General features: G+C 64.3%; 22 protein-coding genes. 6 read left to right on the top strand and 16 right to left on the bottom strand.

Annotation, left to right across the window (positions count from 1 at the left end; genetic code table 11):
* The first annotated feature begins 6 nt into the window (after window positions 1-6).
* Window positions 7-1,149 (top strand): tRNA-queuosine alpha-mannosyltransferase domain-containing protein, encoded by a 1,143-nt coding sequence (locus tag SALLO_RS0107180; RefSeq protein WP_022835634.1) that lies wholly within the window; start codon window positions 7-9, stop codon window positions 1,147-1,149.
* A gap of 25 nt (window positions 1,150-1,174) precedes the next feature.
* Here the strand turns inward: SALLO_RS0107180 and udk are convergent, their stop codons facing one another.
* Genes udk through SALLO_RS0107165 form a run of 3 tightly spaced genes read right to left on the bottom strand, consistent with a single transcriptional unit; the run spans window position 1,175 to window position 3,041 of the window.
* Entirely contained in the window at window positions 1,175-1,804 is a 630-nt protein-coding gene (gene udk, locus SALLO_RS0107175) for a uridine kinase (RefSeq protein ID WP_022835633.1), read from the bottom strand.
* Window positions 1,805-1,836: 32 nt separating this feature from the next.
* Window positions 1,837-2,655, bottom strand: a complete 819-nt coding sequence (locus SALLO_RS0107170; protein WP_022835632.1) for a YaaA family protein — start codon at window positions 2,653-2,655, stop codon at window positions 1,837-1,839.
* Between the two features lie 56 nt (window positions 2,656-2,711).
* A complete protein-coding gene (locus tag SALLO_RS0107165) occupies window positions 2,712-3,041 on the bottom strand; it encodes a YtxH domain-containing protein (RefSeq protein WP_022835631.1) in 330 nt (109 codons plus the stop codon).
* A gap of 355 nt (window positions 3,042-3,396) precedes the next feature.
* Between SALLO_RS0107165 and SALLO_RS15860 the strand changes: the two genes are divergently transcribed.
* The 3 genes from SALLO_RS15860 to SALLO_RS0107145 all read left to right on the top strand — a co-directional run bounded on the left by SALLO_RS15860 (window position 3,397) and on the right by SALLO_RS0107145 (window position 7,082).
* Window positions 3,397-4,212, top strand: a complete 816-nt coding sequence (locus tag SALLO_RS15860; protein ID WP_040606110.1) for an alpha/beta fold hydrolase — start codon at window positions 3,397-3,399, stop codon at window positions 4,210-4,212.
* 30 nt (window positions 4,213-4,242) lie between these two features.
* Complete coding sequence (gene thrC, locus SALLO_RS0107150; RefSeq protein ID WP_022835628.1) at window positions 4,243-5,532, top strand: threonine synthase; 1,290 nt, start codon at window positions 4,243-4,245, stop codon at window positions 5,530-5,532.
* Between the two features lie 113 nt (window positions 5,533-5,645).
* Entirely contained in the window at window positions 5,646-7,082 is a 1,437-nt protein-coding gene (locus SALLO_RS0107145; protein WP_022835627.1) for a phosphoglucomutase/phosphomannomutase family protein, read from the top strand.
* Between the two features lie 33 nt (window positions 7,083-7,115).
* Here the strand turns inward: SALLO_RS0107145 and SALLO_RS0107140 are convergent, their stop codons facing one another.
* From SALLO_RS0107140 to sufB, 8 genes are all read right to left on the bottom strand, one after another.
* Window positions 7,116-7,517 carry a VOC family protein gene (locus SALLO_RS0107140; protein ID WP_022835626.1) on the bottom strand — a complete coding sequence of 134 codons (402 nt, stop codon included), beginning with the start codon at window positions 7,515-7,517 and terminating at the stop codon, window positions 7,116-7,118.
* Window positions 7,518-7,540: 23 nt separating this feature from the next.
* Window positions 7,541-10,267, bottom strand: coding sequence for a sigma-54-dependent Fis family transcriptional regulator (locus tag SALLO_RS17735; RefSeq protein WP_022835625.1), 2,727 nt, complete (start codon window positions 10,265-10,267; stop codon window positions 7,541-7,543).
* Window positions 10,268-10,329: 62 nt separating this feature from the next.
* Window positions 10,330-10,713: an SUF system Fe-S cluster assembly protein gene (locus SALLO_RS0107130; protein WP_022835624.1), complete on the bottom strand. Its 384-nt coding sequence runs from the start codon at window positions 10,711-10,713 to the stop codon at window positions 10,330-10,332.
* A 21-nt stretch (window positions 10,714-10,734) separates the two neighbouring features.
* Entirely contained in the window at window positions 10,735-11,163 is a 429-nt protein-coding gene (locus SALLO_RS0107125) for a SufE family protein (protein WP_022835623.1), read from the bottom strand.
* A 4-nt stretch (window positions 11,164-11,167) separates the two neighbouring features.
* Window positions 11,168-12,415 carry a cysteine desulfurase gene (locus SALLO_RS0107120; protein ID WP_022835622.1) on the bottom strand — a complete coding sequence of 416 codons (1,248 nt, stop codon included), beginning with the start codon at window positions 12,413-12,415 and terminating at the stop codon, window positions 11,168-11,170.
* A 23-nt stretch (window positions 12,416-12,438) separates the two neighbouring features.
* Window positions 12,439-13,779 carry a Fe-S cluster assembly protein SufD gene (sufD, locus tag SALLO_RS0107115; protein WP_022835621.1) on the bottom strand — a complete coding sequence of 447 codons (1,341 nt, stop codon included), beginning with the start codon at window positions 13,777-13,779 and terminating at the stop codon, window positions 12,439-12,441.
* Between the two features lie 46 nt (window positions 13,780-13,825).
* On the bottom strand, window positions 13,826-14,596 hold the full coding sequence (gene sufC / locus SALLO_RS0107110) for a Fe-S cluster assembly ATPase SufC (protein WP_022835620.1): 771 nt from the start codon (window positions 14,594-14,596) through the stop codon (window positions 13,826-13,828).
* A gap of 95 nt (window positions 14,597-14,691) precedes the next feature.
* Window positions 14,692-16,158, bottom strand: a complete 1,467-nt coding sequence (gene sufB, locus SALLO_RS0107105; RefSeq protein ID WP_022835619.1) for a Fe-S cluster assembly protein SufB — start codon at window positions 16,156-16,158, stop codon at window positions 14,692-14,694.
* Window positions 16,159-16,464: 306 nt separating this feature from the next.
* On the opposite strand from sufB, the gene SALLO_RS0107100 reads away from it, so the two are divergent.
* A complete protein-coding gene (locus SALLO_RS0107100) occupies window positions 16,465-16,797 on the top strand; it encodes a HesB/IscA family protein (protein ID WP_022835618.1) in 333 nt (110 codons plus the stop codon).
* Between the two features lie 121 nt (window positions 16,798-16,918).
* On the opposite strand, the gene SALLO_RS0107095 is transcribed toward SALLO_RS0107100, so the two are convergent.
* From SALLO_RS0107095 to SALLO_RS0107085, 3 genes are all read right to left on the bottom strand, one after another.
* On the bottom strand, window positions 16,919-18,433 hold the full coding sequence (locus SALLO_RS0107095; protein WP_022835617.1) for a trypsin-like peptidase domain-containing protein: 1,515 nt from the start codon (window positions 18,431-18,433) through the stop codon (window positions 16,919-16,921).
* A gap of 155 nt (window positions 18,434-18,588) precedes the next feature.
* Entirely contained in the window at window positions 18,589-19,989 is a 1,401-nt protein-coding gene (locus SALLO_RS0107090; protein WP_022835616.1) for a class II fumarate hydratase, read from the bottom strand.
* A 110-nt stretch (window positions 19,990-20,099) separates the two neighbouring features.
* Window positions 20,100-20,786 carry a response regulator transcription factor gene (locus SALLO_RS0107085; RefSeq protein WP_022835615.1) on the bottom strand — a complete coding sequence of 229 codons (687 nt, stop codon included), beginning with the start codon at window positions 20,784-20,786 and terminating at the stop codon, window positions 20,100-20,102.
* A gap of 264 nt (window positions 20,787-21,050) precedes the next feature.
* Here SALLO_RS0107085 and SALLO_RS0107080 point away from each other — a divergent pair, with 264 nt between their 5' ends.
* Window positions 21,051-21,779: a head GIN domain-containing protein gene (locus SALLO_RS0107080; protein WP_084696204.1), complete on the top strand. Its 729-nt coding sequence runs from the start codon at window positions 21,051-21,053 to the stop codon at window positions 21,777-21,779.
* Window positions 21,780-21,808: 29 nt separating this feature from the next.
* Here the strand turns inward: SALLO_RS0107080 and SALLO_RS0107075 are convergent, their stop codons facing one another.
* Both SALLO_RS0107075 and sucB read right to left on the bottom strand, forming a co-directional pair.
* Window positions 21,809-22,747, bottom strand: coding sequence for a tyrosine-type recombinase/integrase (locus SALLO_RS0107075; protein WP_022835613.1), 939 nt, complete (start codon window positions 22,745-22,747; stop codon window positions 21,809-21,811).
* A 121-nt stretch (window positions 22,748-22,868) separates the two neighbouring features.
* Window positions 22,869-24,737: a 2-oxoglutarate dehydrogenase, E2 component, dihydrolipoamide succinyltransferase gene (gene sucB / locus SALLO_RS0107070; protein WP_022835612.1), complete on the bottom strand. Its 1,869-nt coding sequence runs from the start codon at window positions 24,735-24,737 to the stop codon at window positions 22,869-22,871.
* Window positions 24,738-24,741 lie beyond the last annotated feature (4 nt).

Raw genomic sequence — 24,741 nt, 5'->3', positions numbered from 1 at the left:
AACCGCATGAACGTCCTGGCGCTTGAACCCTGGTACGGCGGCTCGCACCGGCGATTCTTGGATGGCCTCGCGGCGCACAGCACGCACACGTTCCGGTGCCTCACCATGCCGGGCCGCTTTTGGCGGTGGCGCATGGAAGGCGGCGCCATCACGCTGGCCGAGAAGGCCCGCCAGGCCCTGCACGACGGCTTTGTGCCCGATGTGCTGCTAGCCAGTAGCATGGTGCACCTGCCGGCGTTCCTGGCACTCACGCGCGACGTGCTTGCCGACGTGCCCGTGCTGGCCTACTTCCACGAAAACCAGCTCACGTACCCGCTACCGCCCGACCGCTCGCGCGACCGCAGCTACAGCATCATCAACTACCAATCGGCGCTCGCGGCCGACCACGTGGCGTTCAACTCGCGCTTCCACTTCAACGAGTTCACCGACGCGCTGCCGCAACTGCTGCGCACGTTCCCCGACTTTACGAACCTGCACACGGTGCGCGCCATTCGTGAGAAAAGCTCCGTGCTGCCGCTCGGACTCAACCTCAAGGCGCACGACGCGCAGGCCCCGGACGAGGCGATCCGCAACACGCCGCCCATCATTCTCTGGAATCAGCGGTGGGAGTACGACAAAAACCCGGAGGCGTTTTTTCGCGCCATGAATCGCCTCGACGACGTAGGCTGCGACTTCCGGCTGATTTTGGCGGGTAAGAAGTTTCGCAATGCGCCCGAGGTGTTTGAGCAGGCGTTTGAACGGTACGGCGATCGCGTGCTGCACTACGGCTACGCCGAGGACTTTGCCGCGTACAGCCGTTTGCTGCACCGGGCCGATGTGGTGGTATCAACGGCGCTGCACGAGTTCTTTGGCGTGGCGGTCATGGAGGCCATCTACTGCGGCTGCCATCCGGTGCTGCCCAACCGGCTCAGCTACCCCGAGCTCATTCCGGATACGCACCACCGCCCCCTGCTGCACGCACCCATCTTGTACGACGACGAGGACGCGCTCTTTGCGATTCTGCGGGACGTGCTGGCGGGGCGCCAGCCGCTGCTTCCACACGGCACGCTGCGCAAAATCCCGGCACGCTTCGACTGGTCGGTACAGCATGAAGCGTTCGATGCTCGCATCGAGGCCGTGGCCGCCTCAGACGCCGTGCCGACGGCTTGAGCATCGAAACGGCACGATGTGCGCATCAGGCCGTGGGCGCGGGAAGGAGGTCGCGGATGCGGGCGAGCACCATCTGGATAGCGACGTGGTTGTGGCCGCCGCGCGGAATGATGACGTCGGCGTTGCGCTTCGAGGGCTCCACAAACTCCAGGTGCATCGGCCGTACGGTGCGCTCGTACTGGTTGAGCACGCCGTCGATGGAGCGCCCGCGCTCTTGGATGTCGCGCCGGATGCGGCGCATGAGCCGAATGTCGTCGGCCGTGTCCACGTAAATCTTGATGTCCATCACCGCTTCCAGCACAGGCTCGGCGAGCACCAGAATGCCCTCCAGGATAATGACGGGCCGCGGGGCGATGTGCTGCGTCTCGTCCTTTCGGCTGTGGGTCGTAAAATCGTAGATCGGCTTCTCGATGGGCGTGCCCTGCAGCAGCGTATCGAGGTGTTCGCGCATCAGGTCGGTTTCGAGGGCGCGCGGGTGGTCGAAGTTGAACTGCGCGCGCTCCTCGGGCGGCAGATGCGAGAGGTCGCGGTAGTACGCATCGTGATCGAGCACGGCGATGCGCGCAGAGCCAATAGAGCGCACCACGCGCTGCAACACGGTGCTTTTACCGGAGCCCGACCCGCCCGCAATGCCAATGACAACCGGCGTATCCATACCGTAAGGCGTGCTACCCTTAATCCGCTCGTTTACTCTTGCACCATGGCAATCGACCAGGTGTTGGTTTCGTCATCAAACGAAGCCCCGGCCTCGTCGAACACGAAGTCGTCCGGATGCTCCCATTCGAGCAGGTCGTCCAGCTCCTCGGCGGTTTCTTGCACGATGTAGTTCACAAACTGGCCCTTTTGGATGGCCGCTTCCTCCGGCGGTACGGGCTGCCGCTCCCCGTCAATCACTTCCTCGAAGCGCACGCGCACCCGGGCCTCGTAGGTGTGCTCATCGACCCACACCGAGCGGTGCACCTCGGGCAGGAGGTCCCACACGAAGCGGTCGCGGAGGTAGTCGTTCAGCACATCGCTGATCAGGGGCCGCCAGTAATCGGTTACGGGGCCAATGGTGGGCACCGTGGCTTCCATGCCCAGCTGATAATTCGGGATCAGGTCGTCGGGTCGTAGCAGCCCGAACAGGCCAGAGAAGATGATGCCGTTTTCAAGGAGCCGGCGCTGGGCACCCGTGGGCAGGTTGGCAAAATCCATGGCGGCATACATGATGCCGGGGCTGAAGCGGTCGAGGGCCGACATCAGCGGCGCATCATAGATCTCGGCCATCGCCTGTACGGCCTCGTCGAGGATGGGGCCCTCGGCCTGAAAAAGATCGGCGAGTGCCGCCTCGTCTCCGGTCTCGATGACCGCGTGAATCGCGTCGATGAGCTTGCGCCGCTCGGGATTGAGGGAATCGAAATAGTTGAACGTGCCCGAGGTGCGGTAGTCAAACATGTCGGGCGCAAAGGGATTGCCGCCGGGCTGTTTGGTTTCGGACGGCGCGAGGAGAACGGAAAGTTTAGGCATGTAGGCACGTTAACAACAAATGGGAAGAAAGCGAGCGCGCCATGCAGGCGGCGGCATCAGTCGTTGGGCGGCGACGGCTGCTTTTTACGTAGCTCTTCAAGAAGGGCGTCGATGTCTTCCCGAATATGATCGGCTCGGGCCTGGGCATCAGACGCCAGGGCGGCGCGGGTGCGTTGGGCTTCGCTTGCAGCATCCTCACGGGCGATGCGTTGCAGAGACTCGGTGACGCGCAGGGCCAGCGACTCCAGCTGGTACGCAACGCGCCGCCGCGTTTGTACGCCTTTGCGAGGGGCCAGCAAAAGACCCAGCGTAAGGCCCACGGCACCGCCGGCAAGAGCGCTCCACAGGCTAGACGGCAGGGTACGTGTGCTCGATCGTTCGCTCATGGATAAAGAAAACCCATACAAAGGAATAGATACGCCAGTTATTGGATGCTTCATAACTTATACATTTCCCGGACGGTTTCTTCGTGGCGGACGCAAACCGCCGGTATAGCAGAGGATTCAAACAGTCCGGGCACGTAGCCCGTGATGCCGTCCGTCGCTGCAGCGTGTGGCCTGCGCATGGCATGTTTGGCCGCAGCGGTACCCGTATGGTAGGCACAGCGCACAATTCTTGCAAGGGCGCGTATTGAATGTGTGCAAAGGTGGCTTTGTGGATCAAGCCCGGACGGGGGTGCGTTGACCGCCTGTTAACATGTTCGCCGCCAGGTTGTCTCCTGTTTTATTGCACTTGCCGCTCATGCACGACACGCCGTTCACTGTTCACGAGTCGAATGATTTCGCATACATCGACAAAGGGCCAACGGCGTCCCCTTTGCCCCCGATTGTGCTTTTGCACGGCCTCTTGGGCGATCTTGATAACTGGACCGACACGGTGTACGCGCTCGCCGAGGCCGGGTACCGCGTAGTTGTCCCGGTCATTCCGGTGTACGAGCTTTCGGTGCGCAACACGCACATCCCTGGTCTCACGGACTATATCCGTGATTTTGTTGAGTTTATGGAGTTTGACCAGACGGTGCTCGTGGGCAACTCGCTGGGCGGGCACATTGCGCTGCTGTATGCGCTGGACTATCCGGAGACGGTGCACGCGATGGTGCTCTCGGGATCGTCAGGCATCTACGAGGCGTCGCTCGGCAACTCCACCATGCGCCGCCGCGACCGGGAGTTCATCCGCGAGCGCACCGAGATGACGTTCTACGATCCGAAGCACGCGACCGACGAGCTGATCGACAAGATGCTCAACGTGCTCGACGATCGCGGGCGCGCCATCCGACTGATCAAGATTGCACGTTCGGCCGATAAAGAAATTGTAACGGATCGCCTGGGCGAACTGAACATGCCGACGCTGTTGGTGTGGGGCGCCAACGACGAAATCACGCCCCCCGACGTGGGCCGCGAGTTTCAGGAACGGATGCCGCAGGCTACGCTCCACTTCATCGACAAGTGCGGGCATGCGCCCATGATTGAGCATCCGAAGCAGTTTAATGCCTACGTGCTCGATTTTCTAGAAGAGCTTACGCACAACGAACTCAGCGCATGGCCCGCGGCGTCATAGCGCGTCCTCTGTCACCGGCTTTCCCTGCTTGTGCAGTACCTGAGCACCCAATCCGACGCCCGCGCTGTATCGCTCGCCACGGCGCTGCAGAAAGGCCTTGCGCCTGATGGCGGGCTGTACGTGCCGCAGACGCTTCCCACGCTGAATCACTGGCCCGCGCCTGCGGCATCCCTCCCCACGGTGGCCACGCATGCCCTGCGTCCGTTTGTGGGGGAAAATGACCCGCTCGCCCCGGTGCTCCCCGCGCTCTGCGAAGCGACGTACGGCTTTCCAGTCCCGCTCACCGATGTGGGCCGCCGCACCGCTGTGCTAGAGCTCTACCACGGCCCCACCGCTGCCTTCAAGGACGTGGGCGCACGCTTTCTGGCCGATAGCCTCTCCCGCCTGAACGCTTCCGCGGACCAACCGCTCACCATCCTGGTGGCCACCTCGGGCGATACGGGAGCGGCGGTCGCGGCCGCCTTTCACCGCAAGCCCAACGTAGAGGTGGTGGTGCTCTATCCCAAGGGCCGCGTCTCAGCGCGCCAAGAAAAGCAGCTCACCGGCTGGGATGCCAACGTGCAGACGGTGGCGGTGCGCGGCGTCTTCGACGACTGCCAGCGCCTCGTGAAGGCGGCGTTTCAGTCGGAGCGCTGGAATGGGCGCCTGCGCCTCTCCTCGGCCAACAGCATCAACATCGGGCGGCTGCTCCCGCAGATGACCTACTACGTGGCGGCGGGGCTGCGCTACCGCGCGCGGCATGGCGTGGCGCCTAACGTCATCGTGCCCTCTGGCAATCTCGGGAACGGCCTCGCGGCGTTATACGCCCGCGCTCTGGGGGCACCGCTGCAACGCATCGTGCTGGCGACAAATGCCAACCGCGCGGTGGTGCATGCGCTGGAGCATGGCGCCTATACGGCCTTCGACACGGTCGAGACGTTGGCCACCGCCATGGATGTGGGCGACCCCAGCAACATGGAGCGCCTGCTGCACCACTGGCCGCCGCCCGACGCCCTGCGCCAGGCCGTAGAGGCCGTGCGTGTGCCTGATGACGCCCTTCGCGAACACATGCGCCGCGGCCCCGACGCGTGGGATACCGTGTGGGATCCGCACACGGCGGCCGCGGTGGCTGCACGCGAGCGCCTCGACCCCGACGACAATCATCCGTGGATGCTGGTGGCAACGGCGCATCCGGCCAAGTTTCCCGATGTGGTGGAGCCGCTCGTGGGTGCCACGGTGCCTGTGCCGGAGGCGCTGGCCGAGGTGATGGCTCGCTCGCACGCGGTGCCCACCATCGATCCCACGCTCGACGCGCTGTGGGACGTTGTCGTATCGGAGTGATCGGGCGTAGCGCTCAACTTTAACAAGCGGTTTGCAGGGGCCGCCGTGCTTTTGTGCGCGCCGCATCGTTTCTTGAAGGCCCGATCCCATCAATCACGCATCTTCGCCGCGTTATGGCATCCCCAATTTCGTTTGGCACCGACGGCTGGCGCGCCGTCATTGCGGAAGAGTATACGTTCGACAACCTCGCGCGCGTCGCGCAAGCCACCGCCAACTGGCTGCTTGACGATTACGGGCCGGAGCCGTCGGTTGTGCTGGGGCACGACACGCGCTTCATGAGCCGCTCGTTTGCGCAGTTTGTGGCGCGCATCTTTGGCGCCTCGGGCCTCACGGTGCACCTGGCCGACACGTTTGTGCCCACGCCCGCCGTAAGCTGGGGCACGCTCGACCAAGACGCTGACGCGGGCCTCGTGATTACGGCCAGTCACAATCCGCCGCACTACAACGGATTCAAGATCAAGGCCGACTTTGGCGGCCCGGCGCCGCCCGCGATGATCGACGCGGTAGAGGCTCGCATCCCCGCGGAAGGGCCCGCGCCCGATGCGTTGCCCGAGCTGGAGACGCTACAGGCCGAGGGCCGCGTGTCGCCGTACGCCCTGCGCTCGGCCTACCTGCACGTGCTCCGCGAACGGCTCGACATCGAGGCCATCGCGGCCTCGGGCCTTACCATTGCCCACGACGCGATGTACGGCGCCGGACAAGGGTTTCTGCAGGAGCTGCTGGGCGATCAGGTGGTGCCGGTGCGCCACGACGAAAATCCGGGCTTTCATGGGCAGGCGCCCGAGCCCATCGCTCGTAACCTCGCGCCCCTCGCGGAGGCCATTGCCACGCATGGCGCCGATGTGGGCATTGCCAACGACGGCGATGCCGACCGCATTGGCATGTACGACGCCACGGGCCGCTTCGTAAGCTCGCACCGCATCCTGGCCCTGCTCGTCAAGTACCTGGTGGAGGAGCGCGGGCTGACGGGCACCGTGGTCAAGACGTTTTCGACGACGCACATGCTCGACGCGATGGCCGCGCGGTACGACCTGCCGCTGGAAACGACGCCTATCGGCTTCAAATACATCGCCACGAAGATGGCCGACGGAAACGTGTTGGTGGGCGGCGAGGAGTCGGGCGGCATTGCTGCGGCCGGGCACATCCCCGAGCGCGACGGCCTCTACATTGGGCTTCTGCTGGTGGAGATGATGGTGAAGCGCGGGCGGCCGCTCGCGGCGCTGGTGCAGGAGCTGTACGACGATTTTGGGCCGCACCACTGCTACCGCGACGACCTGCACATCACCGACGCCTTGAAAGAGCGCGTCTTAGCCCGGCTGGCGGCCGACGGCGGCCTCGACACGATTGATGGGCGTCCGGTGCAGCGCGTCGATACGCTGGATGGTTACAAGCACATTGCGGCGGATGGGTGGTTGCTCATCCGGCCGAGCGGCACGGAGCCGGTGCTGCGCGTGTACTCCGAAGCCGAGACGCCTGACGGGGCGCGGGCGCTGGTTAAGGATGCCATCGACCAGCTTGGCCTGGCTGAGGTGCTGGAAGCCCACGGCTAAAGGCCCGTGCGCGGGCCGCGTGGGAGCAGGCCGTTAGGTATGTTCTACTTCCAGAACGAGCCCGTCGGCATCCCGAATGAACAGGCGGCCTTCCTTTTCCTGGTACGGGTACTGCTGCGCGTCGAGGCGGGCGCGCAGCGTGTGCCAGTCGGCATCCGAAAGCCGAAAGCCCAGGTGATGCACCCCGCCGCGGCCCGGCACCGACGGATGGGCCATTTCCGGCATTTCGATGAGCTCCACGATGTCGTGGCCCGCGCCGTCCATGAGCAGGGCCTGCCGGCGGCCCTTGCGCACGGGGTCGTCGGTCACGGTGCGGAGCTGAAGCCCGAGCACCGTCGTGTAAAAATCGGCGGCCGCGTCCAGATCGGGCGTCATCACGGACGCATGATCCAGGCGCACGGCAATTGAGGGGGTATCGGCGGGTTCGTCGGACATGGCAACGGGAGCGTTGAAGGATACTACGATGCAGCGGCCGCTTCGCTGTGGAAGGCGGCGGCGTCGATATTGAGGCGTTTCATCTTTTTGTAGAGGCCCTGCCGCGAGAGGCCCAGCACGTCGGCCGAGGCCGTCACCTGACCGTCGCATGCGCGCAGCACGCGCTCGATGACGGCCGTTTCGGTGCGCGCGAGTACGTCGCGGAGTGTCTCGTTAGGCGCCAGGATGGCCTCCAGGGCGTCGTTGGGCGAGGCGGCCGGCTCCGCCGCGTCGTCGCGTTCTGTGATGCTGGCGGAAAGGTCGCGCAAGTCGATAGTGGGCGCCGGTTCGCTGCGCACCAACAGCAGCGCCCGCTCAATTTCGTTGCGTAGCTGCCGCACGTTGCCGGGCCAGTTGTACGTGCGCAGCGCGCGCAGGGCCCGGTTGGTGATGGCAACAATGGATTGGGCCTCGGGCGTGAGGGCGCGCAAAAAGTGGCGTACAAGCACCGGAATGTCGGCGCGACGCTCGCGTAGGGGCGGCACGCGCAGCCGGATCACGCCGAGTTCGTCGTACAGGTCGGAGCGAAAGTCGCCGCGCCGCACGTGGTCGGCCAGCGTGTGCGGGGCCGTGGCCACTACACGCACGTCGACCGGCTCGGGCGCCTCGCTGCCTTCTGGAAAGATGGTGCCCCGCCGCAGCACGCGCAGCAAGCGGCGCTGCAGGTCGTTAGGGAGGGCGTCGATGTTGCGCAGCACCAGGGTGCCGCCCGCAGCGCGCCGGAACGCCCCCGATGCCGGATCGCCGGCCCGCCCAAACAGGCGCTCGGCCAGCGGAATGCGTTGCATCGAGGCGCACTCCACCTCGTGGTAGGCCGCGTCGTGGCGGGCGCTTGCGCGATGCAGCGCCTGAGCAACAAGCGACTTGCCGACGCCGCCCTCTCCGCTAATGAGCACGGCGTGGTGACTGGCATGAATGTGTCGGATCTCGTCCAGCACCGCCTGCATCGCCGTACTCTCGGCCACCAGCGCAGGCAGCGGATTCGACGGCTCGTTGGCAACGGGCGGACGGGCGCGCAGTGACTGCTCTAGGGCCAGTGCCACGACCGGGCGCCACGGGGCGAGGGCCTCCAGCCGGGCCGTCCAGCGGTCGTCATCGGGCGGGCCGCACCAGTATACGGCATGGGTGTCATCGGCGTAGAGGCGCACCCACCGCCGGTTGTTTACGACGGCGTCGGGCGGGGGCGGTGCGTCGGGCAGCGCCGCCACCGACCCGGCCAGAACGCGCCAGCGCGTCTCCCCGTCGGCGGCATGCAGCACAAGGGTCGATGCTTCGGTTCCGTCGGCCGCGTGCCACAGCGACGCCACAAGCGGCAGGCACGGTGCTGCGCTGGTAAGTAAGGGGGCAAGATGATCCGTTACGGCATACGAGGGCACAGCGAGCGCGTCGGCCCGCTGTGCATCGCCCATGCGCCGGTACGCCTGCGCAGCCAGGCACCGGTATGCATCCGGTGCGTCGTCGGCGGCGCGGGCGAGCACGGCAAAGCGCTGCGCGGCAAAGGGAAGCACCCCAAAGTAGCGCTTGTACTGCGCGGTGGCCTTCAGGTATCGCTGGGCCGTCTCCGGCCGTTGCGCGCGCAGGGCTGTGGCGGCCAGGGTGAGAAGGGCCTGCAGCTGATGGCCGCGGTGGCCCGTTTCCTGGGCATTTTGCAAGGCCCGTTCCATCCAGCGGAGGGCCTCGTCGGTGGCGCCGCGGCGCGCGAGGAGCTCCCCGCGTAGCAGTGCCACGTGCGAGCGCTGCAGCCCGTGGGGCAGGTGGTGGGCCTGCGCAAACAGATCGCGGAGCAAGGCTTCGGCGCGCTCTGGTGCCCCCTGACGAAGCGCGCGCCGCGCCCGAAGGGTTTGCAGGTGCGCCGTGCCCACGGGATAATCGTCCATGGCATCGAGGGCCGCGGCAATGCAGCGCTCGGCCTCTTCGTCGGCCCCGGAGCGAAGCAGCGCTCCGATGCGGGCGTGGTACGACGTGAGGAGCGGATAGCGGGCGTCGGTAGCGAGCGGGCCAAGCAGCGTGGCGGCCTGTGTGGCGGCTTCCACAATGCGTTCGGGGGGCGCGCCCGTGTCGTAGTCCACAGCGGCCTCGTGGGCATAGGCATGGCCTTTCACGCGGCGGTCGTGGACAAACGGCTGGAGCGACCGCAGCCGCTCGATCGCCGCGCGCGCCTCGTCGTAGCGCCCTTCAAAGCGCAAGGCCGGGATGCGCAGCTCGCAGAGCCAGCGCGTGGCAAGAACATCGTTGAGGGCACGTTGCAAGTGCTTGGCCTCGCGCAGCGCCCGGCGCATCAGGTGGTATTCGTCGATGGCAAAGTACGCCTGTGCCTGCCCAAGCAGCGCCCAGCCCTGGCCGTGCACGTCGTAGAGCGCCGCGTATTGCTGTTCGGCTTCGTCGAGCAGGCTGAGCGCGTGGGCATCGTCCGCGGGCGAGCCGGTGCGCAACGCCAATGCCCAGCCCAGCCACAGCGCCACATCGGCGCGGGCGGTGTCGGACAGTGTGGCGCGGGCCGCTCGCTCCCGAAACGGCGCCAGCAGCTCCAAGGCCCGGGGCGCATCGCACCGATCGGTGACGGCCACGCGTGCGGCCAGCGCACGCAGGCGCGCAGTGCGTTGCGGCGCGTCGTGCGAGGCGAGCAGCGGGTCAATCATCTGCAACACATCGGCGGTGCGTCCATCGGCCAGCAAGTCGCTAGCCAGCGCTATGGTCTGCTCAAATTCCATACCGGATGGACGATTGTGCGGAAGGTGCACGCGACGGATGCGGCGCTAGACACGGCGGCGCTTTACAGGAAGCCAAGCTCAAGCTGCGCTTCCTCCGACATCATCTGCGGCGAGAAGGGCGGGTCAAAGGTCATTTCCAGATGCACGCCTTCCACGCCATCCACCATCCGCACCGCATCTTCCACCTGTCCGGGCAAGATGCCGGCCGCGGGGCAGTTCGGCGCGGTGAGCGTCATGAGGACGTCGACGGTGTTGTCGTCGTGCACGTTCACGGTGTAGATGAGCCCGAGGTCGTAGACGTTGACGGGAATCTCGGGGTCGTAGATTTCCCGAATGGCCGCGACGATGCGTTCTTCAAGGTCTGTGGTTGGACCCTCCTGAAGATGCGCGGGCACCGTTTCGGGGCGCTCAATTTTCCGGGACGCGTCGTTGGATGGTTCGGTCATGGCAGCAAGGGTTGGGTGGTGTTAAGCAGCGGAAAGGCGTGCGGCGCGGGCTTTCATCTGGCGGACCATGGCTTGCAGGCCGTTGTTGCGGGTGGAGGACAGGTGCTCACGCATGCCAATGTCGTCTAGAAAGTTGAGGTCGGCCTGCACCACGGCCTCGGGGGGCTGATCGTCGAGCACGCGGATGAGCAGTGCGGCGAGGCCCTTCGTAATCATCGCGTCGCTGTCGCCGGTAAAGCGGAGGCGCCCGTCGTGAGTGTCGGCGCGCACCCACACATTCGACTGGCAGCCGTTAATTTTGTGGGCATCGGTTTTGTAGGCATCATCGATGCGCGGGATGTCTTTGCCCATCTCGATCAGGTATTCGTAGCGGCCCATCCAGTCGTCGAAGAGCGCAAACTCATCCACGATCTGTTGGGCGCGGGCGTCGATGGAGGAATCGGTTGGCATGAGACTATCCAAACAGTTGTTGCACGCGGTCGAGGCCTTCGGCGAGGCGGTCGGCGTCGGCGCGGGTGTTGTAGCAGGCGAAGGAGGCGCGGATGGTGCCCGGAAGGCCCAGGCGGTCCATCAGCGGCTCGGTGCAGTGCTGACCGGTGCGCACGGCGATGCCCAGGCGGTCGAGCACGGTGCCCGCGTCGTAGGGATGCACGTCGTCGAGCACGAACGAGAGCACGCTCGCCTTCTCCGGCGCGGTGCCCACCAGGCGCACGCCGGGGCGCTGCGACAACCGATCGGTGGCGTATGCCAGCACGTCGTCTTCGTGCGCCGCGAGGGCCGCGCGGTCGTGATCCATCATCCACTGCGCAGCCGCCGCTAGGCCAATCGCGTCGGCAATGTTGGGCGTGCCCGCCTCAAACTTGTGCGGCGCCTCGGCGAAGGTGGTGCGCTCAAACGACACCGTATCGATCATGTCGCCACCGCCCTGATACGGCGGCATCGCCGCCAGGTGCTCCGCCTTGCCATACAGCACGCCGATGCCCGTGGGGCCAAACATTTTGTGGCCCGAGAAGGCGTAGAAGTCCGCATCCAGCGCCGCGACGTCGAGCGGGCGGTGGGGCGCGGCCTGTGCGCCGTCAACCAGCACCGGAATATCGCGCGCATGGGCGGCCTCCACCACATCGGCCACGGGGTTGACGGTGCCCAGCGTGTTTGAGATGTGCGGCAGCGCCACCAGCGCTGTGCGCGGCGAGAGGGCCTCGGCAAAGGCCTGCATATCGAGCGCGCCGCGATCGGTGAGTTCCACCACCCGCAGGGTCAGGTCGATGTCGCGCTGCAGAAGCTGCCACGGCACAATGTTGGCGTGGTGCTCCATGGCCGTCAGCACGATCTCGTCGCCGTCTTGGAAGGTTGAGCGGCCGAAGGTTTGGGCGACGAGGTTGATCGACTCGGTGGTGCCCCGCGTAAAGACAACCGTTTCGGGCGACGGCGCCCCGATGAACGCGGCCAGCGTGCGGCGCGCGTCCTCGTACGCATCCGTCGCCTGCTGACTCAGGCGGTGCACGCCGCGGTGCACGTTGCTGTTTTCCTCCGCGTAGAAGGTCTGCAGCCGGTCGATGACGGCCTGCGGCTTTTGCGTCGTGGCGGCGTTGTCGAGGTACACGAGCGGCGTGTCGTCGTACACCTCTTGCGCGAGCGCCGGAAACTGGCGCCGCACGGCGGCTACGTCAAACGATACGTCGGCGGGCGGGGCTTGCGCCATGGCGGGGCGGGGGTTGGTGGCGGTTATGCGAACGATTCGGCAAAGCGCTGGCGCACGCGCTCGGTGACGAACGCCCGGTAGGTGTCATCCTTAATCTCGTCGATGACATCCTGCGCAAAGGCTTGCAGCATCAGCACGCGGGCGCGGTACTCCGAGAGGCCCCGCGAGCGGAGATAGAACAGGCCTTCTTTGTCGAGCTGTCCGGTGGTGGCGCCGTGGCTGCACTGCACATCATCGGCGTATATTTCGAGCTCGGGCTTCGCGTAGATCTCGGCCTCGTCCGTGAGCACCACGCTCTTGTTGGACTGGTAGGCGTTGATGCGCTGCGAGTCGGGTCGGACAAACACCTTGCCGTTGAAGACGCCGGTTGCGGATTCGTCCAGGATGTTTTTGTACAGCTCGTTGCTGAAGCAATCGGCATGCACGTGGTCTACCAGCGTGTGGTTGTCGATGTGCATGGTGCCGCGTCCGAGCAGCAGGCCAAAGAGGTGTGTTTCGCAGTGGGCGCCGTCGGGCGTGAGCGTCAGGTTGTTGCGCACCACCTCGCCCGAGAGCGTGACGGTGTGCGTATCGAAGATGCTGCTTTCGTTGTGCGCGGCGGCCAGGGTGTGCACCTGCGAGGCGTGTGCGCCTTCATCTTGCAGGACGTAGTGGTCGAGGTTGCCGCGCGCGCCCACAAAGGCTTCTGTGACCGTGTTGGTAAAGGTGCGCGCCTCGGTGAGGCTGTACTGGGCCTCAATGACGCGGGCCGCGCCGCCCTCTTCCACCACAAACAGTTGGCGCGGCTGTACGAACGCATCCTCGGCGCCCGCGTTGAGGTGCAGCACGAAGACCGGTTTGTCGAGCATGGTGCCGCGGGGCACATACACGAACGCGCCATCTTGTGCAAACGCCGTGTTGAGGGCCGTGAGGGCCTCGTCGGTGCTGTCGGCATAGCGGCCGTAGTGCGCATCCACGAGGTCCGCGTTATGCGCTCCGGCGTCGGCCAGGCCGCTCACCACCACGCCATCGGGCAGCGCGCCCACGTCGGAGAGCGACGCATCGAGGCGGCCATTCACCAGCACGAGGCGGTGGGCGTCGAGGTCGTCGATCAAGAACGGCGTGATGTCGTCCGGTGCTACCGACGGGGCCTCGGAGCCTAGCGGCATCGTGTAGGGCCGGTCGAGGACCTTGGCGATGTTGGTGTACTTGTAGGCCTCCAGCTTATTGGTGGGCAGGCCCAGCTCGGCAAAGCGCGCAATCGCTTGTTCGCGCTGCTGCGCCATGGAGGCGCTGGTGCCGTTGAGGGCCTCGCCGTGGTTAACCTCAAAGGCCGAGATGAAGCGGTCTTCGGGGCGGGTGTCGGTGTCGAGTGCAGTTGCCATAATGGGAGTCGGGAGTGGTTCGTTCGACGGAGAGCGAAGCGTGCGGTTACGCTGCCGCGGCCGCTTCTTCGCGCAGCCAGTCGTACCCTTGTTCTTCCAGCTGAAGCGCCAGCTCTTTGCCGCCAGAGCGCGCAATACGGCCGTCCATCATCACGTGCACACGATCGGGCACGATGTAGTTGAGGAGGCGCTGGTAGTGCGTGATCACGACGAACGAGCGATCGTCGCTTCGGAGCTTGTTCACCCCGTCGGCCACTTGCTGCAGGGCGTCGATGTCGAGGCCCGAGTCGGTCTCGTCCATAATGGCGAGCTGCGGTTCCAGCATGGCCATCTGGAAGATTTCGTTGCGCTTCTTCTCGCCGCCCGAGAAGCCTTCGTTCACGGCGCGCTTTACGAGGTCGGGGCTCAGATCCACGAGCTTCGAGCGCTCGCGCACCAGCTGCAGAAACTCGGCCGAGCTGAGGTCGTCTTCGCCGCGCGCCTCGCGCACGCTGTTCACGGCTTCCTTCAGGAAGTTCATCATGCTTACGCCCGGCAGCTCCACCGGATACTGAAACGCGAGAAAGACGCCGGCCTGCGCGCGTTCTTCGGCTTCCAGGTCGAGCAGGTCCTCGCCCTTGTAGGTGACCGAGCCGCCGGTCACCTCATACTCTTCGCGGCCCGAGAGCACCGCGGCCAGCGTGCTTTTGCCGGAGCCGTTCGGCCCCATGATGGCGTGCACTTCGCCGGGTTCTACCGTCAGGTTGACGCCGTTGAGGATCTTGATGTCCTCGCCTTCAACGCCTGCATGCAAATCGTTAACTTCAAGGAGTGCCATGTTGTGTGCTGATATCGGGTGTAGAGAAATACGGAAAAAGGAGAGCGGCCGGCGGTCCGGCCGGACGCCCTCCGTAAAGGGGGTTCGGATGGGGCCTATCCAACGGAGCCTTCCAGCTCGATGGCGAGCAGCTCCTTGGCCTCAACGGCAAACTCCATGGGGAGCTCGGCCAGAATCTCCTGGCAGAAGCCGTTCACAATGAGCTTCAGGGCTTCCTCCTCGCCCAGGCCGCGCTGGTGGCAGTAGAACATCTGATCTTCGCCCACCTTCGAGGTGGTCGCTTCGTGCTCCACCTGGGCCGAGTTGTTGCCCACTTCGATGTACGGGAAGGTGTGCGCGCCGCAGGTGTCGCCCAGCAAGAGCGAGTCGCACTGCGAAAAGTTGCGCGCATTCTCGGCGTTCTTGCCAATCTTGACGAGGCCGCGGTAGCTGTTATTCGACTCGCCGGCCGAGATGCCCTTCGAGATAATCGTAGACTTCGTGTTTTTGCCTAGGTGCAGCATCTTGGTGCCGGTGTCGGCCTGCTGCTTGCCTTTGGTGAAAGCCACAGAGTAGAACTCGCCGACCGAGTCGTCGCCCTTCAGGATGACGCTCGGGTACTTCTGCGTGACGGCGGAGCCGGTTTCAAGCTGCGTCCAGCTGATCTTCGAGCGGTCGCCCTTGCAGATGCCGCGCTTCGTCACGAGGTTCAGCACGCCACCTTCGCCGGTCTCGGGGTTGCCGGGGTACCAGTTCTGGATGGTAGAGTACTTGATCTCGGCATCTTCGTGCGCCACGAGCTCCACCACCGCTGCGTGCAGTTGCTGCTCCTTGCGCATGGGGGCCGTGCAGCCTTCCAGATAGCTCACATAGCTGCCCTTCTCGGCTACGATGAGCGTCCGCTCAAACTGACCGGTGCCCTGCTCGTTAATCCGGAAGTAGGTGGAGAGCTCCATGGGGCAATGTACGCCCTCAGGCACATACACGAACGAGCCGTCCGAGAACACGGCCGAGTTGAGCGCCGCGTAGTAGTTGTCGGTGTAGGGCACCACCGAGCCCAGGTGCTTCTTGACGAGTTCGGGATGCTCGCGGGCCGCTTCGCCAAACGACATGAAGATGACGCCCGCCTCTTTCAGCGTCTCCTTAAACGTCGTGGCGACCGAAACGGAGTCCATCACCGCGTCTACGGCCACGCCGGTGAGCTGCTTCTGCTCTTCCAGCGGAATGCCGAGGCGCTCAAACGTGTCCAAGAGCTCCTGTGGGACCTCGTCGAGGCTGTCGTAGCGGGCCTTGTTGTTTGGAGCCGAGAAGTAGCTGATGTCCTGCAGGTCCGGTCGCTTATAGTCCAGATGGGCCCACTCCGGATAGCTGCCTTCGTCTTCCATCAGTGTTTTGAAGTAGCGAAAGGCCTTCAGGCGCCATTCGGTAAGCCACTCGGGCTCTTCCTTGCGCTCGGAAATGTAGCGCACGACGTCTTCGTTCAGGCCTTTGGGGGCCGTCTCGGTTTCGATGTCGGTGGTCCAGCCATGCTCATACTCCTGACTGGCCACTCCTTCGAGGTATTCGGTTTCAGACTGGCTCATAGGGCGTCGCGTTGTGCTCAGGCTCAAGTGCGCGGAGGATGAACGAAACCGGCCCATGCGGCAGCAGGCAGCCAGTGTTCATCGCAGTGTAAACGTTTGTTTACGTGTCAACAGCAGTCGACACACCTGGTCTACCTGTGCACCTCCCGGACGTTCCGCGGCCGTGGTTTGGCATTGCATGTTGGTCACGGTTTGCCCCGATTCTCACGCAGGGTTCATGCGGTCGTGCGCAGAAACTTATGAGTGGATGCCGCGGTTACGAATCATCCGTCTGCAATGAACTGCTTCACTTGTTTGGTTGCTGCCATGACTGTCTCTGTTACGGATCGCGCGCTTAATCAAATCCGCGATGTAGCGTCTGAGGAAGGGGTTGACCTGGAAGAAACGCTCTTGCGCGTTGCGGTCGTGCCCGGCGGGTGCTCGGGGCTTACGTACGACCTAGGCTGGGATACCACCGTGCAGGAAACGGACACCGTGGAGGCGGTGGACGGCGTGCGCGTTGTGCTCGATCAGAAAAGCGCGCTCTACGTCGACGGCTCGGAGCTGGATTTTACCGACGGGCTAGATGGCGAGGGCTTTCACTTTGCCAACCCGCAGGCATCGCGCACTTGCGCATGCGGTGAGTCGTTTGGCATGTAAACGTTTGTTTACACCGCACTGAGGCGACGTCTGTCGTCGGGCACGCAAACGCAAACGCCCGGATCGCTGCAAAGCGGTCCGGGCGTTTGCGGTATGGTACCGACAGCGTAAGACCGGTGTGTTAGTTCGCGGGCTTCGTGAGGGAGGAGACGTACATGAAGCCGTTCGGGCTTTGGAGCATGATCCGGAAGCTCTGTCCCGGCTCAATCTGTTGGTAGATCGCCTCGAAGGAATCCGCGCCGGTTACGCGCTGTCCCGCCATCTGCACGATGACCATGCGGGGCTGGATGCCGGAGTTGCGCACCATGCGGTTGCTCTGGTCTACCTCCGTGATGATAACACCTTCTGACGTCTCTAGGCCCAGCTGACGTGCGATTTCGGGGGTGATATCGCGATAAGCAAAGCCTAGCTCACTCATGATGTCTTCGCTCGTCAGGCTGTCCTCGTCGCCCTCGCCCGAAGATCCGTTTGAAGCCGTTGGGCCGGGGTTCATGGCCCCAAGCGTGACGGTAAAGGTCTGACGTTCGCCGTTACGCTGTACCGTGAGCTGCACGGTGTCACCGGGTTGTTTGCCAAGAATGACATTGCCCACCTGCAGGTAATCTTCCAGCGTCTGCCCATCGATGCTTACAATGATGTCGCCTGCCTTGAGGCCGGCTTCGTCGGCGGCCGATCCTTCGTTCACCTGCCCAATGACGGCAGCGCCGGCTGGTAGGTCTTCGTTTTCAATGAGCGTTTGCGGCGCCGGGCCGTAGCGGATGCCGAGGCGCGCGCGCTGCACGGTGCCATCGGCGATCAATTGTTCGGCGACCCGTTTCACGGTGTTCACCGGAATGGCGAAGCCAATGCCTTGATAGCCGCCGGTCTCGGAGATAATGGCTGTGTTGATGCCGATGATTTGCCCCTTAAGGTTTACCAAGGGGCCGCCGGAGTTTCCGGGGTTGATGGCGGCATCGGTCTGAATGAAGTTCTGGACGCCGCCGTCTTGGGAGGCCGCGCGCAGGCGCCCGACGGCTGAGACGATGCCTGCGGTAACGGTGTTGCTTAGCTGTGCGGAGAGCGGGGAGCCAAACGCCACCACCCACTGCCCGGTCTCTACCGATTCAACATCGGCGTAGGGGACGGTGGGCAACTCGGTTGCGTCGACCTTAATGACGGCCAGGTCGCTCAGCGGATCGGTGCCCACAATTTCGGCGTCGTAGGTCGTGCCGTCGAACATGCGCACGCTTAAGTTGTCGGCATTTTCCACCACGTGGTTATTGGTGACGATGTACCCGCTGGAACGCACGACCACGCCCGAGCCGATGCCTTGCGAGCGATACGTGCCGCCGCCCCGCCCGCCAAAGAACTCTTCGAACGGCGTGCCAGCAAACGGGCTGCGCCGTTGTATGACTTTTTCCGCCTGAATTTGGACGACCGCCGGGTTGACGGTTTCAGCAACTTGGGTAAAGGCTTCTTGCATGGCAGCCATCTGCGGGCTAACCGGCAACGCCGCGGCCGAGGGGGCTGCCGTGGTTGCTGTGCCTACGGCCTCCTTGGCATTGAAGTAATTGGCACCTATGGTGGCGAAAAAGATGCCGGCGGTAAATGCCGTAACCACCACGATTGCTATCGATACTTTGCTTTTTGCACTCATAAGCTGTGCGTATTCGTCGCTTGGCAACACGAACAACGGCCCGGGTATGCGGGGCCGCTGCAACTCCCACCACGGGGCTGTATAACGGAACGGACCCGCGGTTTCGTATGCGCGGGCCCGTTCCGGCAATCTTACGTTTGGTTGACGCATCTACGCTAGCCGGGGATGCCGGGTTCGGTCATGGCGCGCACGTCGAGGTACTCGTCGAGCTCCTCGGCGGTGAGCAGATCCATTTCCTGCACGATGGTGCGCACCGACTTCCGCTCCTTCGCGGCCCGCTTGGCTACCTCGCTGGCTTTGTCGTATCCAATCGCAGTATTCAGGGCCGTCGCAATCGAAGGGTTGAGTTCCAACAGCTCCTTGCAGCGCGCCCGGTTGGCCTCGATGCCCTCGACGCACTTGGTGCGGAAGGCCTCTACGCTGCCGGCCAAAATGTCGATGCTCTCAAGCATGGCATGGGCCATGACGGGCATCATCACATTCAGCTCGAAGTTGCCGTGCGTGTTGGAAACCGTGATGGTGGTGTGGTTACCCATCACGCGGGCCGCAACCATCATCACCTGTTCGCTTTGCACCGGGTTGATTTTGCCGGGCATGATCGACGACCCCGGCTGAATGGTGGGCAGCGTAATCTCCGAGAGCCCGCTCGTGGGCCCGCTCGACAGATGGCGCAGGTCGTTGGCAATCTTGAGAAGGGCCGAGGCCAACGTATTCAAACTGCCGTGCGCCTCCACGTACGTATCTTTGGCGGCCTGTTCGGCAAAGTGATTGTCGGTCTCCTGGAAGTCGAGCCCCGTAATCTCGCTGATAAACCCGATGGCCCGCTCGGGAAAGTCGGGGGGGCAGTTGAGGCCGGTGCCCGTGGCGGTGCCGCCCAGGGCGACGGTGCCCAGCGCCGCGGCCGACTCCTCGATGCGCGCGATGGCCCGCGCAACCTGCGCAGCATATCCGCTAAACTCTTGCCCCAAGCGTACCGGCGTGGCGTCCATCAGGTGGGTGCGGCCGCTTTTGAGCACGTCGTCGAACGCAGCGGCCTTGTCCGATAGCGCCGTGTGGAGGGCGCGCAGGGCGGGCAGCAACTCCTCGGTGAGCGCACGGCGGGCGGCCACGTGCATGCTCGTGGGAATGGTGTCGTTGGACGACTGCGACATGTTGACGTCGTCGTTGGGGTGCACCGCCTTGCTGCCGCGCGCGGCGCCCACCAGCTCCGAGGCGCGGTTGGCAATCACCTCGTTGGCGTTCATGTTGGTGGAGGTGCCGCTGCCGGTTTGGAAGATGTCGACGACAAAGGCGTCGTCGTGGGTGCCCGCGCGCACCTCGCGAGCGGCTGCTACAATCGCATCGGCGGTGGCCTCGTCGAGCAAGCCCAGCGACTGGTTGGCGCGGGCCGCGGCTTCCTTCACGATGCCAAGGGCTTCAATGAAGCGGCGCGAAAACCGTAAGTCGCTTACGGGAAAGTTCTCCTTCGCGCGTTGCGTCTGGGCGCCGTAAAGGGCATCAGACGGCACGCGCACCTCGCCAAGGGAGTCGCGCTCGGTTCGAAAATCGGTAGCCATAAGGGGTTGAAGGGCGTTCGTGCAAAGGGCGAAACGAAACGGGGCGGCGCCTCGGGCGCAAAGCATAGCTGCCCGAGGCACACGCCACCTGATCGGAAAGAAAACGGGCGTTACTCGTCCGTTTCGAGGCGGTAGCCCACCCCACGCACCGTCTTCAGCTGTAGGTCTTCGTCCCCATCATAGGCTTCGCGCAGGTGCTGTCGCAGCGTCGAGACGGTGACGTCGATGGCGTTGTTCGAGACGTCGCTCGATCCCCATACGCGGCGCGCGATCACGTTTCGCGGGACCACCGCCGGCGCCCGCTCGGCCACGAGCCGCAGCAAGTCGAATTCTTTCTTCCGAAGCTCAAGGGTCGTGTCGCCGATGTACACGCGCCGCTGCGCCATGTCGATGTGCAGCGGGCCTACGTGGATGTCGTCAATCGATTGCCAGCTAGTGGGCCGCCGCAGTAGGGCGCGCAAGCGGGCTAGCAGCTCCTCAAACGAGAACGGCTTCGTGAGGTAATCATCGGCGCCGCTTTCCAGGCCCTCCACGCGATCAGACACGCTATCGCGCACCGTCAGCATCATGGCCGGGGTGTGGTGGCCTTTGTCGCGCAACGTCTTGATGAGCTTCGGGCCGTTCATGCCGGGCAGCATCCAGTCGACGACCATCGCGTCGTAGTTATGCTCATCGGCCGCCTTCAGGGCATCCTCGGCGGTTTCCATATGATGCACGCGGTACCCGTGGGCTTCAATGCCGTCGAGCAGGGTATCGGCCAATTCCGGTTCGTCTTCTACCAGGAGTACAAGTTTCATGGGCAGGTGTCTAAAAATGTACGGTTACAGAGTTGTGGGTGGGTATTCTCTTAAATATAAGAGGCACAAATGAGAGTGTCCATCCACAAACCCAGAAAGGATGCAAAAAAGCGTGGAAGGTGGGGCAATGCGAAGTTTAGGACTACTGAGGAGCGGCCTGTAGGGGCGTAACATTGCGCGCAGGCCTTTCGTCTTGACGGGCACACGCTGCACCAATGCCATGCAGCGCTCACGCATGCTACACATACAACACCCCTGCCTACCATGAAACGTTTTGCCTGGATACCGATGATGTTTTTGCTGTTGCTTGCCGGCGCGTCGGCGGTTAGCGCGCAAGATGTAGAGCGCCGCACGTACGACGTCCGCGGCTTTACGGGCCTTTCTGCGTCGTTGTACGGCACCATTCACGTGCGTCAAGGCGACACCTACGCGGTAGCCATCGAAGCGCCGGCGCGGGTCCTCAACGAACTTGCGGTTTCGGTCGAGGACGGCCTGCTGGTGCTAGAGGCGAAGCAGCGCGGCTTTTGGGACCGGCTGTTTGGCGACGGCTTCGACGATGACAACGCACCGGTGGCTACGGTACAGATGCCCGTAATCAATGAGGTGGCGGTGTCGGGCGCGGCCGACGTGGTGGGCGATACCCCCATCAAAACGGAGACGCTGCGGCTGTCATTGAGCGGCGCGGGCTCGATGACGCTCGATGTTGCGGCCGACCGCGTGACGTCGGCGCTCTCTGGCGCGGGCGACCTGATCCTGCAGGGAACGGCCACGGAGCACACGCTCCGGTTGAGCGGGGCCGGCGAGGTGACGGCGCACGAGCTGAAGACCGCCCGCTCGACGCTCACCGTTAGCGGGGCCGGAGACTGCAGCGTGTACGCGACCGATCGCCTCGACGTAACCATCAGCGGCGTGGGCGAGGTGCGCTACAAGGGGACGCCGAAGATTTCGCAGAGCGTAAGCGGCGCGGGGTCCATTGAAGCCATGGACGAATAGCGCGCGCCGCGAGGGCCTCTAAGCCGGCGTCAAGTGTCCTCAGGGGCGCGGGTGAGGAGGCCCTGTTTCTTGTAGTAGATCATGGTGGTTTCGAGGGTGCCGTGGCGCATGCGCTCTTTCACCTCTTCGAGCGGCATGCCTTCGTTCAACCAGATTAGGGCGGCCGTGTGGGTGAGGCTGTGGGGCGTTATGCCCCGTCGCTTAATGCCCGCCGCCTTTAGGTACCCGTTGATGCGGCTGCGCACCGAACGCGTCTTCAGGCGCTGGCCGGCCGACCGGTGCCCGTGCGATACAAACAGCGGCGCAGAGGGCGCGGGCTGATCGCGCGTTTGCAGGTACGCCTCTACCGTGGCCAGCACCGGCGGGTCGAGCGGCGCCTGCTGATCCTTGGCCGTGTGCCCCTTGCTCTGCACATACAACACGGGGCCCATCAGCGTGTGGTCGAGGTCCTCCACGTTGGCGCGCACAATTTCGATCTCCGTAAGACCGGCATACAACATCAGATGCACCATGGCCACATCGCGCTTGTCGATCGGCGACGAGCCGCCCAGTTCCTCCTTGAGCGCGGTGATGTCGGCTTCGGTGAGCACCTTGCGCGTGTGACGATCGGGGCGCCGGTTGCCTTTGACCCCGGCTGCCGGATTTTCCGACAGCGCGCCGGTATCCACAAGGTACTGGCAGAAGCGCCGCAGCGCCGTCAGATAGGTTGACACGGAGACTTGGCTCAGCCCGCGCTCCTCGCCCAGGTACGTCTTGTACGCCCGCACATCGTCCTCGCGGAAGTAGAAGCGGCCGTTGATCTGCACAAACCACTTTTGGAAGGTGCGCAGCGAGCGCTGATACGTGCCCACCGTTTCCTCGCTCTTTTCGGCCAGGTACTCGGTGACAAACGCGTCCAGGTGGCGGCGAAGGGCTTTGAGGCCCAGCTTGAGGTGCGGAGACTCGGGCGCGTCGGAAGCACCAGGCATAAGAGGCAACAATCAACGAGCAGAATACGAACGCCACGCGGCCCTCGACTGGCGTTGGTACCAATCAAGGGCCGCGCGCGGTTTTAATCAACCGTTGAGGCGATGCAGCAACGCAACGACCTTACAACAGATCGCTGTCGGCATCAATCGCTTCCAGCTCGTCGACCACCTTGCGCAGGAAGCTAGCGCCCATCGCGCCGTCGATGATGCGATGGTCGTAGCTGAGCGACAGGTACATCATGTGGCGAACGGCAATCACATCGCCCATCGCGGGGTCTTCAACCACCACCGGCTTCTTCTTGATGGCGCCCGTTGCCAGGATGCCCACCTGCGGCTGGTTGATGACGGGCGTGCCCATGAGCGAGCCAAGCGAGCCGATGTTGGTGACGGTGAACGTGCCGCCCTGCAGCTCGTCGGGCTGCAGCTGCTTCGACCGAGCGCGCTCGGCAATGTCGGCCGCGCGGCGCGCGATGCCCACCACGTTGAAGTCGCCCGCGTTGCGAATGACGGGAGCGAGGAGCCCCTTGGTGCCGATGGCCACCGCAATGCCCACGTGGTAATCCTTCTTCACCACAATCTTATCGCCTTCTACGCTGGCATTCAGCACGGGATGTTCGCGCAGGGCCTCTACCGCCGCCTGCACAAAGAACGGCGTGTACGTCAGCTTGATGCCTTCGCGTTCTTGGAAGGCCGCCTTGTGTTTCTCGCGGAAGTTGACGAGACCGGTTACGTCGGCTTCGGCAAACGACGTGACGTGCGCCGATGTGGCCTTCGAGCGGACCATGTGCTCGGCGGTGATGCGCCGCATGCGATCCATCTCCTGAATCTCGACGCGGTCGCCGTACTGCTGGCGGATCTCCGCATCGCTGGGGCCATCCTCAACCGTGTACGCGGGCCGCGCAGGGGCCGCAGCGGGCTGCGACGACCGCTGGGCGGGCGCTTCGGCCGGGGCGTCCTCGCGGGAGGGTTCGCGCCCGGGGGTGGCTTCCTGCTCCTGTGCGGGTTGCGCGGGCGTCGGGGCGGCCTCGCGCGTGTCGAGATAGTCCATTACATCGGATTTCGTGACGCGCCCGTCGCGGCCCGATCCGTCAATCGTTTCCAGCTCGTGCATCGATAGGCCTTCCTTCTCGGCAATCGAGCGGACGAGCGGCGAAAAGAATTGGCCATCCGTGCCGCGGCGCTCAATGGGGCCGCCGTCACCGGCCGGTACAGGCTGGGCCGCGCCGTCGCCTGCGGCGGGCGCGCTGGTATCCACGTCGCTGGTGTCTGCGGGCGCAGCGTCTGCCGCGCCGCCGGTGCCGCCGGTCGCATCGGCAGCGGGGGCCGCGCCTGCGCCAGTGGCTACCCGTGCAATGACGGTGCCCACCTCTACGGTGTCGCCCTCGTCCACAAGCTGCTCGTGCAGCGTTCCGGCGGCCGACGACGGCACCTCGGTATCCACCTTGTCTGTGCCAATTTCCAGCAGGATTTCGTCAATCTCCACCGAATCGCCGGGCTGCTTGTGCCAGGCAATGATGGTGCCTTCGGTGATGCTCTCGCCCATCTTGGGCATCACGATGTCGACCAGCTCGCCGGCCGCTTCGTCATCGCCCGCCTCAGGCGCATCCGCACCGTCGCCGGTGGATGCTTCGTCGCCGGACGCGTCCGCAGCGGCTGGTTCGGGGGCCGTGTCGTCGGCTTCTTCGGCCGCCGCTTCCTGGGCTGCCTCGTCGGGGGCGTCGCCGGAGGCCCCGTCGCCTGCTGCGGCGGCCTCCGTTTCGAGGCGCGCGATAATGGTGCCCACCTCCACGGTATCGCCCTCGTTGACGAGGATCTCGTCGAGCGTGCCCTCGGCGGGCGACGGCACCTCCGTATCGACCTTGTCCGTTCCTATCTCCAGCAGAATTTCGTCCTGCTCCACCTGGTCGCCCGGCTGTTTGTGCCAGACGATGATGGTGCCTTCAGTGATGCTTTCGCCCATTTTGGGCATTTCGACGTCAACCTTCGCCATAATA

Source organism: Salisaeta longa DSM 21114 (assembly GCF_000419585.1).
Taxonomy (GTDB): Bacteria; Bacteroidota; Rhodothermia; order Rhodothermales; family Salinibacteraceae; genus Salisaeta; species Salisaeta longa.
This window is presented reverse-complemented; position numbering and strand designations above follow the sequence as displayed.

Bases quoted from the DNA above. Each gene is read 5' to 3' on its own strand.
- SALLO_RS0107180 (WP_022835634.1), top strand. From the start codon at position 7: ATGAACGTCCTGGCGCTTGAACCCTGGTACGGCGGCTCGCACCGGCGA.
- udk (WP_022835633.1), bottom strand. From the start codon at position 1,804: ATGGATACGCCGGTTGTCATTGGCATTGCGGGCGGGTCGGGCTCCGGT.
- SALLO_RS0107170 (WP_022835632.1), bottom strand. From the start codon at position 2,655: ATGCCTAAACTTTCCGTTCTCCTCGCGCCGTCCGAAACCAAACAGCCC.
- SALLO_RS0107165 (WP_022835631.1), bottom strand. From the start codon at position 3,041: ATGAGCGAACGATCGAGCACACGTACCCTGCCGTCTAGCCTGTGGAGC.
- SALLO_RS15860 (WP_040606110.1), top strand. From the start codon at position 3,397: ATGCACGACACGCCGTTCACTGTTCACGAGTCGAATGATTTCGCATAC.
- SALLO_RS0107145 (WP_022835627.1), top strand. From the start codon at position 5,646: ATGGCATCCCCAATTTCGTTTGGCACCGACGGCTGGCGCGCCGTCATT.
- SALLO_RS0107140 (WP_022835626.1), bottom strand. From the start codon at position 7,517: ATGTCCGACGAACCCGCCGATACCCCCTCAATTGCCGTGCGCCTGGAT.
- SALLO_RS17735 (WP_022835625.1), bottom strand. From the start codon at position 10,267: ATGGAATTTGAGCAGACCATAGCGCTGGCTAGCGACTTGCTGGCCGAT.
- SALLO_RS0107130 (WP_022835624.1), bottom strand. From the start codon at position 10,713: ATGACCGAACCATCCAACGACGCGTCCCGGAAAATTGAGCGCCCCGAA.
- SALLO_RS0107125 (WP_022835623.1), bottom strand. From the start codon at position 11,163: ATGCCAACCGATTCCTCCATCGACGCCCGCGCCCAACAGATCGTGGAT.
- SALLO_RS0107120 (WP_022835622.1), bottom strand. From the start codon at position 12,415: ATGGCGCAAGCCCCGCCCGCCGACGTATCGTTTGACGTAGCCGCCGTG.
- sufD (WP_022835621.1), bottom strand. From the start codon at position 13,779: ATGGCAACTGCACTCGACACCGACACCCGCCCCGAAGACCGCTTCATC.
- sufC (WP_022835620.1), bottom strand. From the start codon at position 14,596: ATGGCACTCCTTGAAGTTAACGATTTGCATGCAGGCGTTGAAGGCGAG.
- sufB (WP_022835619.1), bottom strand. From the start codon at position 16,158: ATGAGCCAGTCTGAAACCGAATACCTCGAAGGAGTGGCCAGTCAGGAG.
- SALLO_RS0107100 (WP_022835618.1), top strand. From the start codon at position 16,465: ATGACTGTCTCTGTTACGGATCGCGCGCTTAATCAAATCCGCGATGTA.
- SALLO_RS0107095 (WP_022835617.1), bottom strand. From the start codon at position 18,433: ATGAGTGCAAAAAGCAAAGTATCGATAGCAATCGTGGTGGTTACGGCA.
- SALLO_RS0107090 (WP_022835616.1), bottom strand. From the start codon at position 19,989: ATGGCTACCGATTTTCGAACCGAGCGCGACTCCCTTGGCGAGGTGCGC.
- SALLO_RS0107085 (WP_022835615.1), bottom strand. From the start codon at position 20,786: ATGAAACTTGTACTCCTGGTAGAAGACGAACCGGAATTGGCCGATACC.
- SALLO_RS0107080 (WP_084696204.1), top strand. From the start codon at position 21,051: ATGAAACGTTTTGCCTGGATACCGATGATGTTTTTGCTGTTGCTTGCC.
- SALLO_RS0107075 (WP_022835613.1), bottom strand. From the start codon at position 22,747: ATGCCTGGTGCTTCCGACGCGCCCGAGTCTCCGCACCTCAAGCTGGGC.
- sucB (WP_022835612.1), bottom strand. From the start codon at position 24,737: ATGGCGAAGGTTGACGTCGAAATGCCCAAAATGGGCGAAAGCATCACT.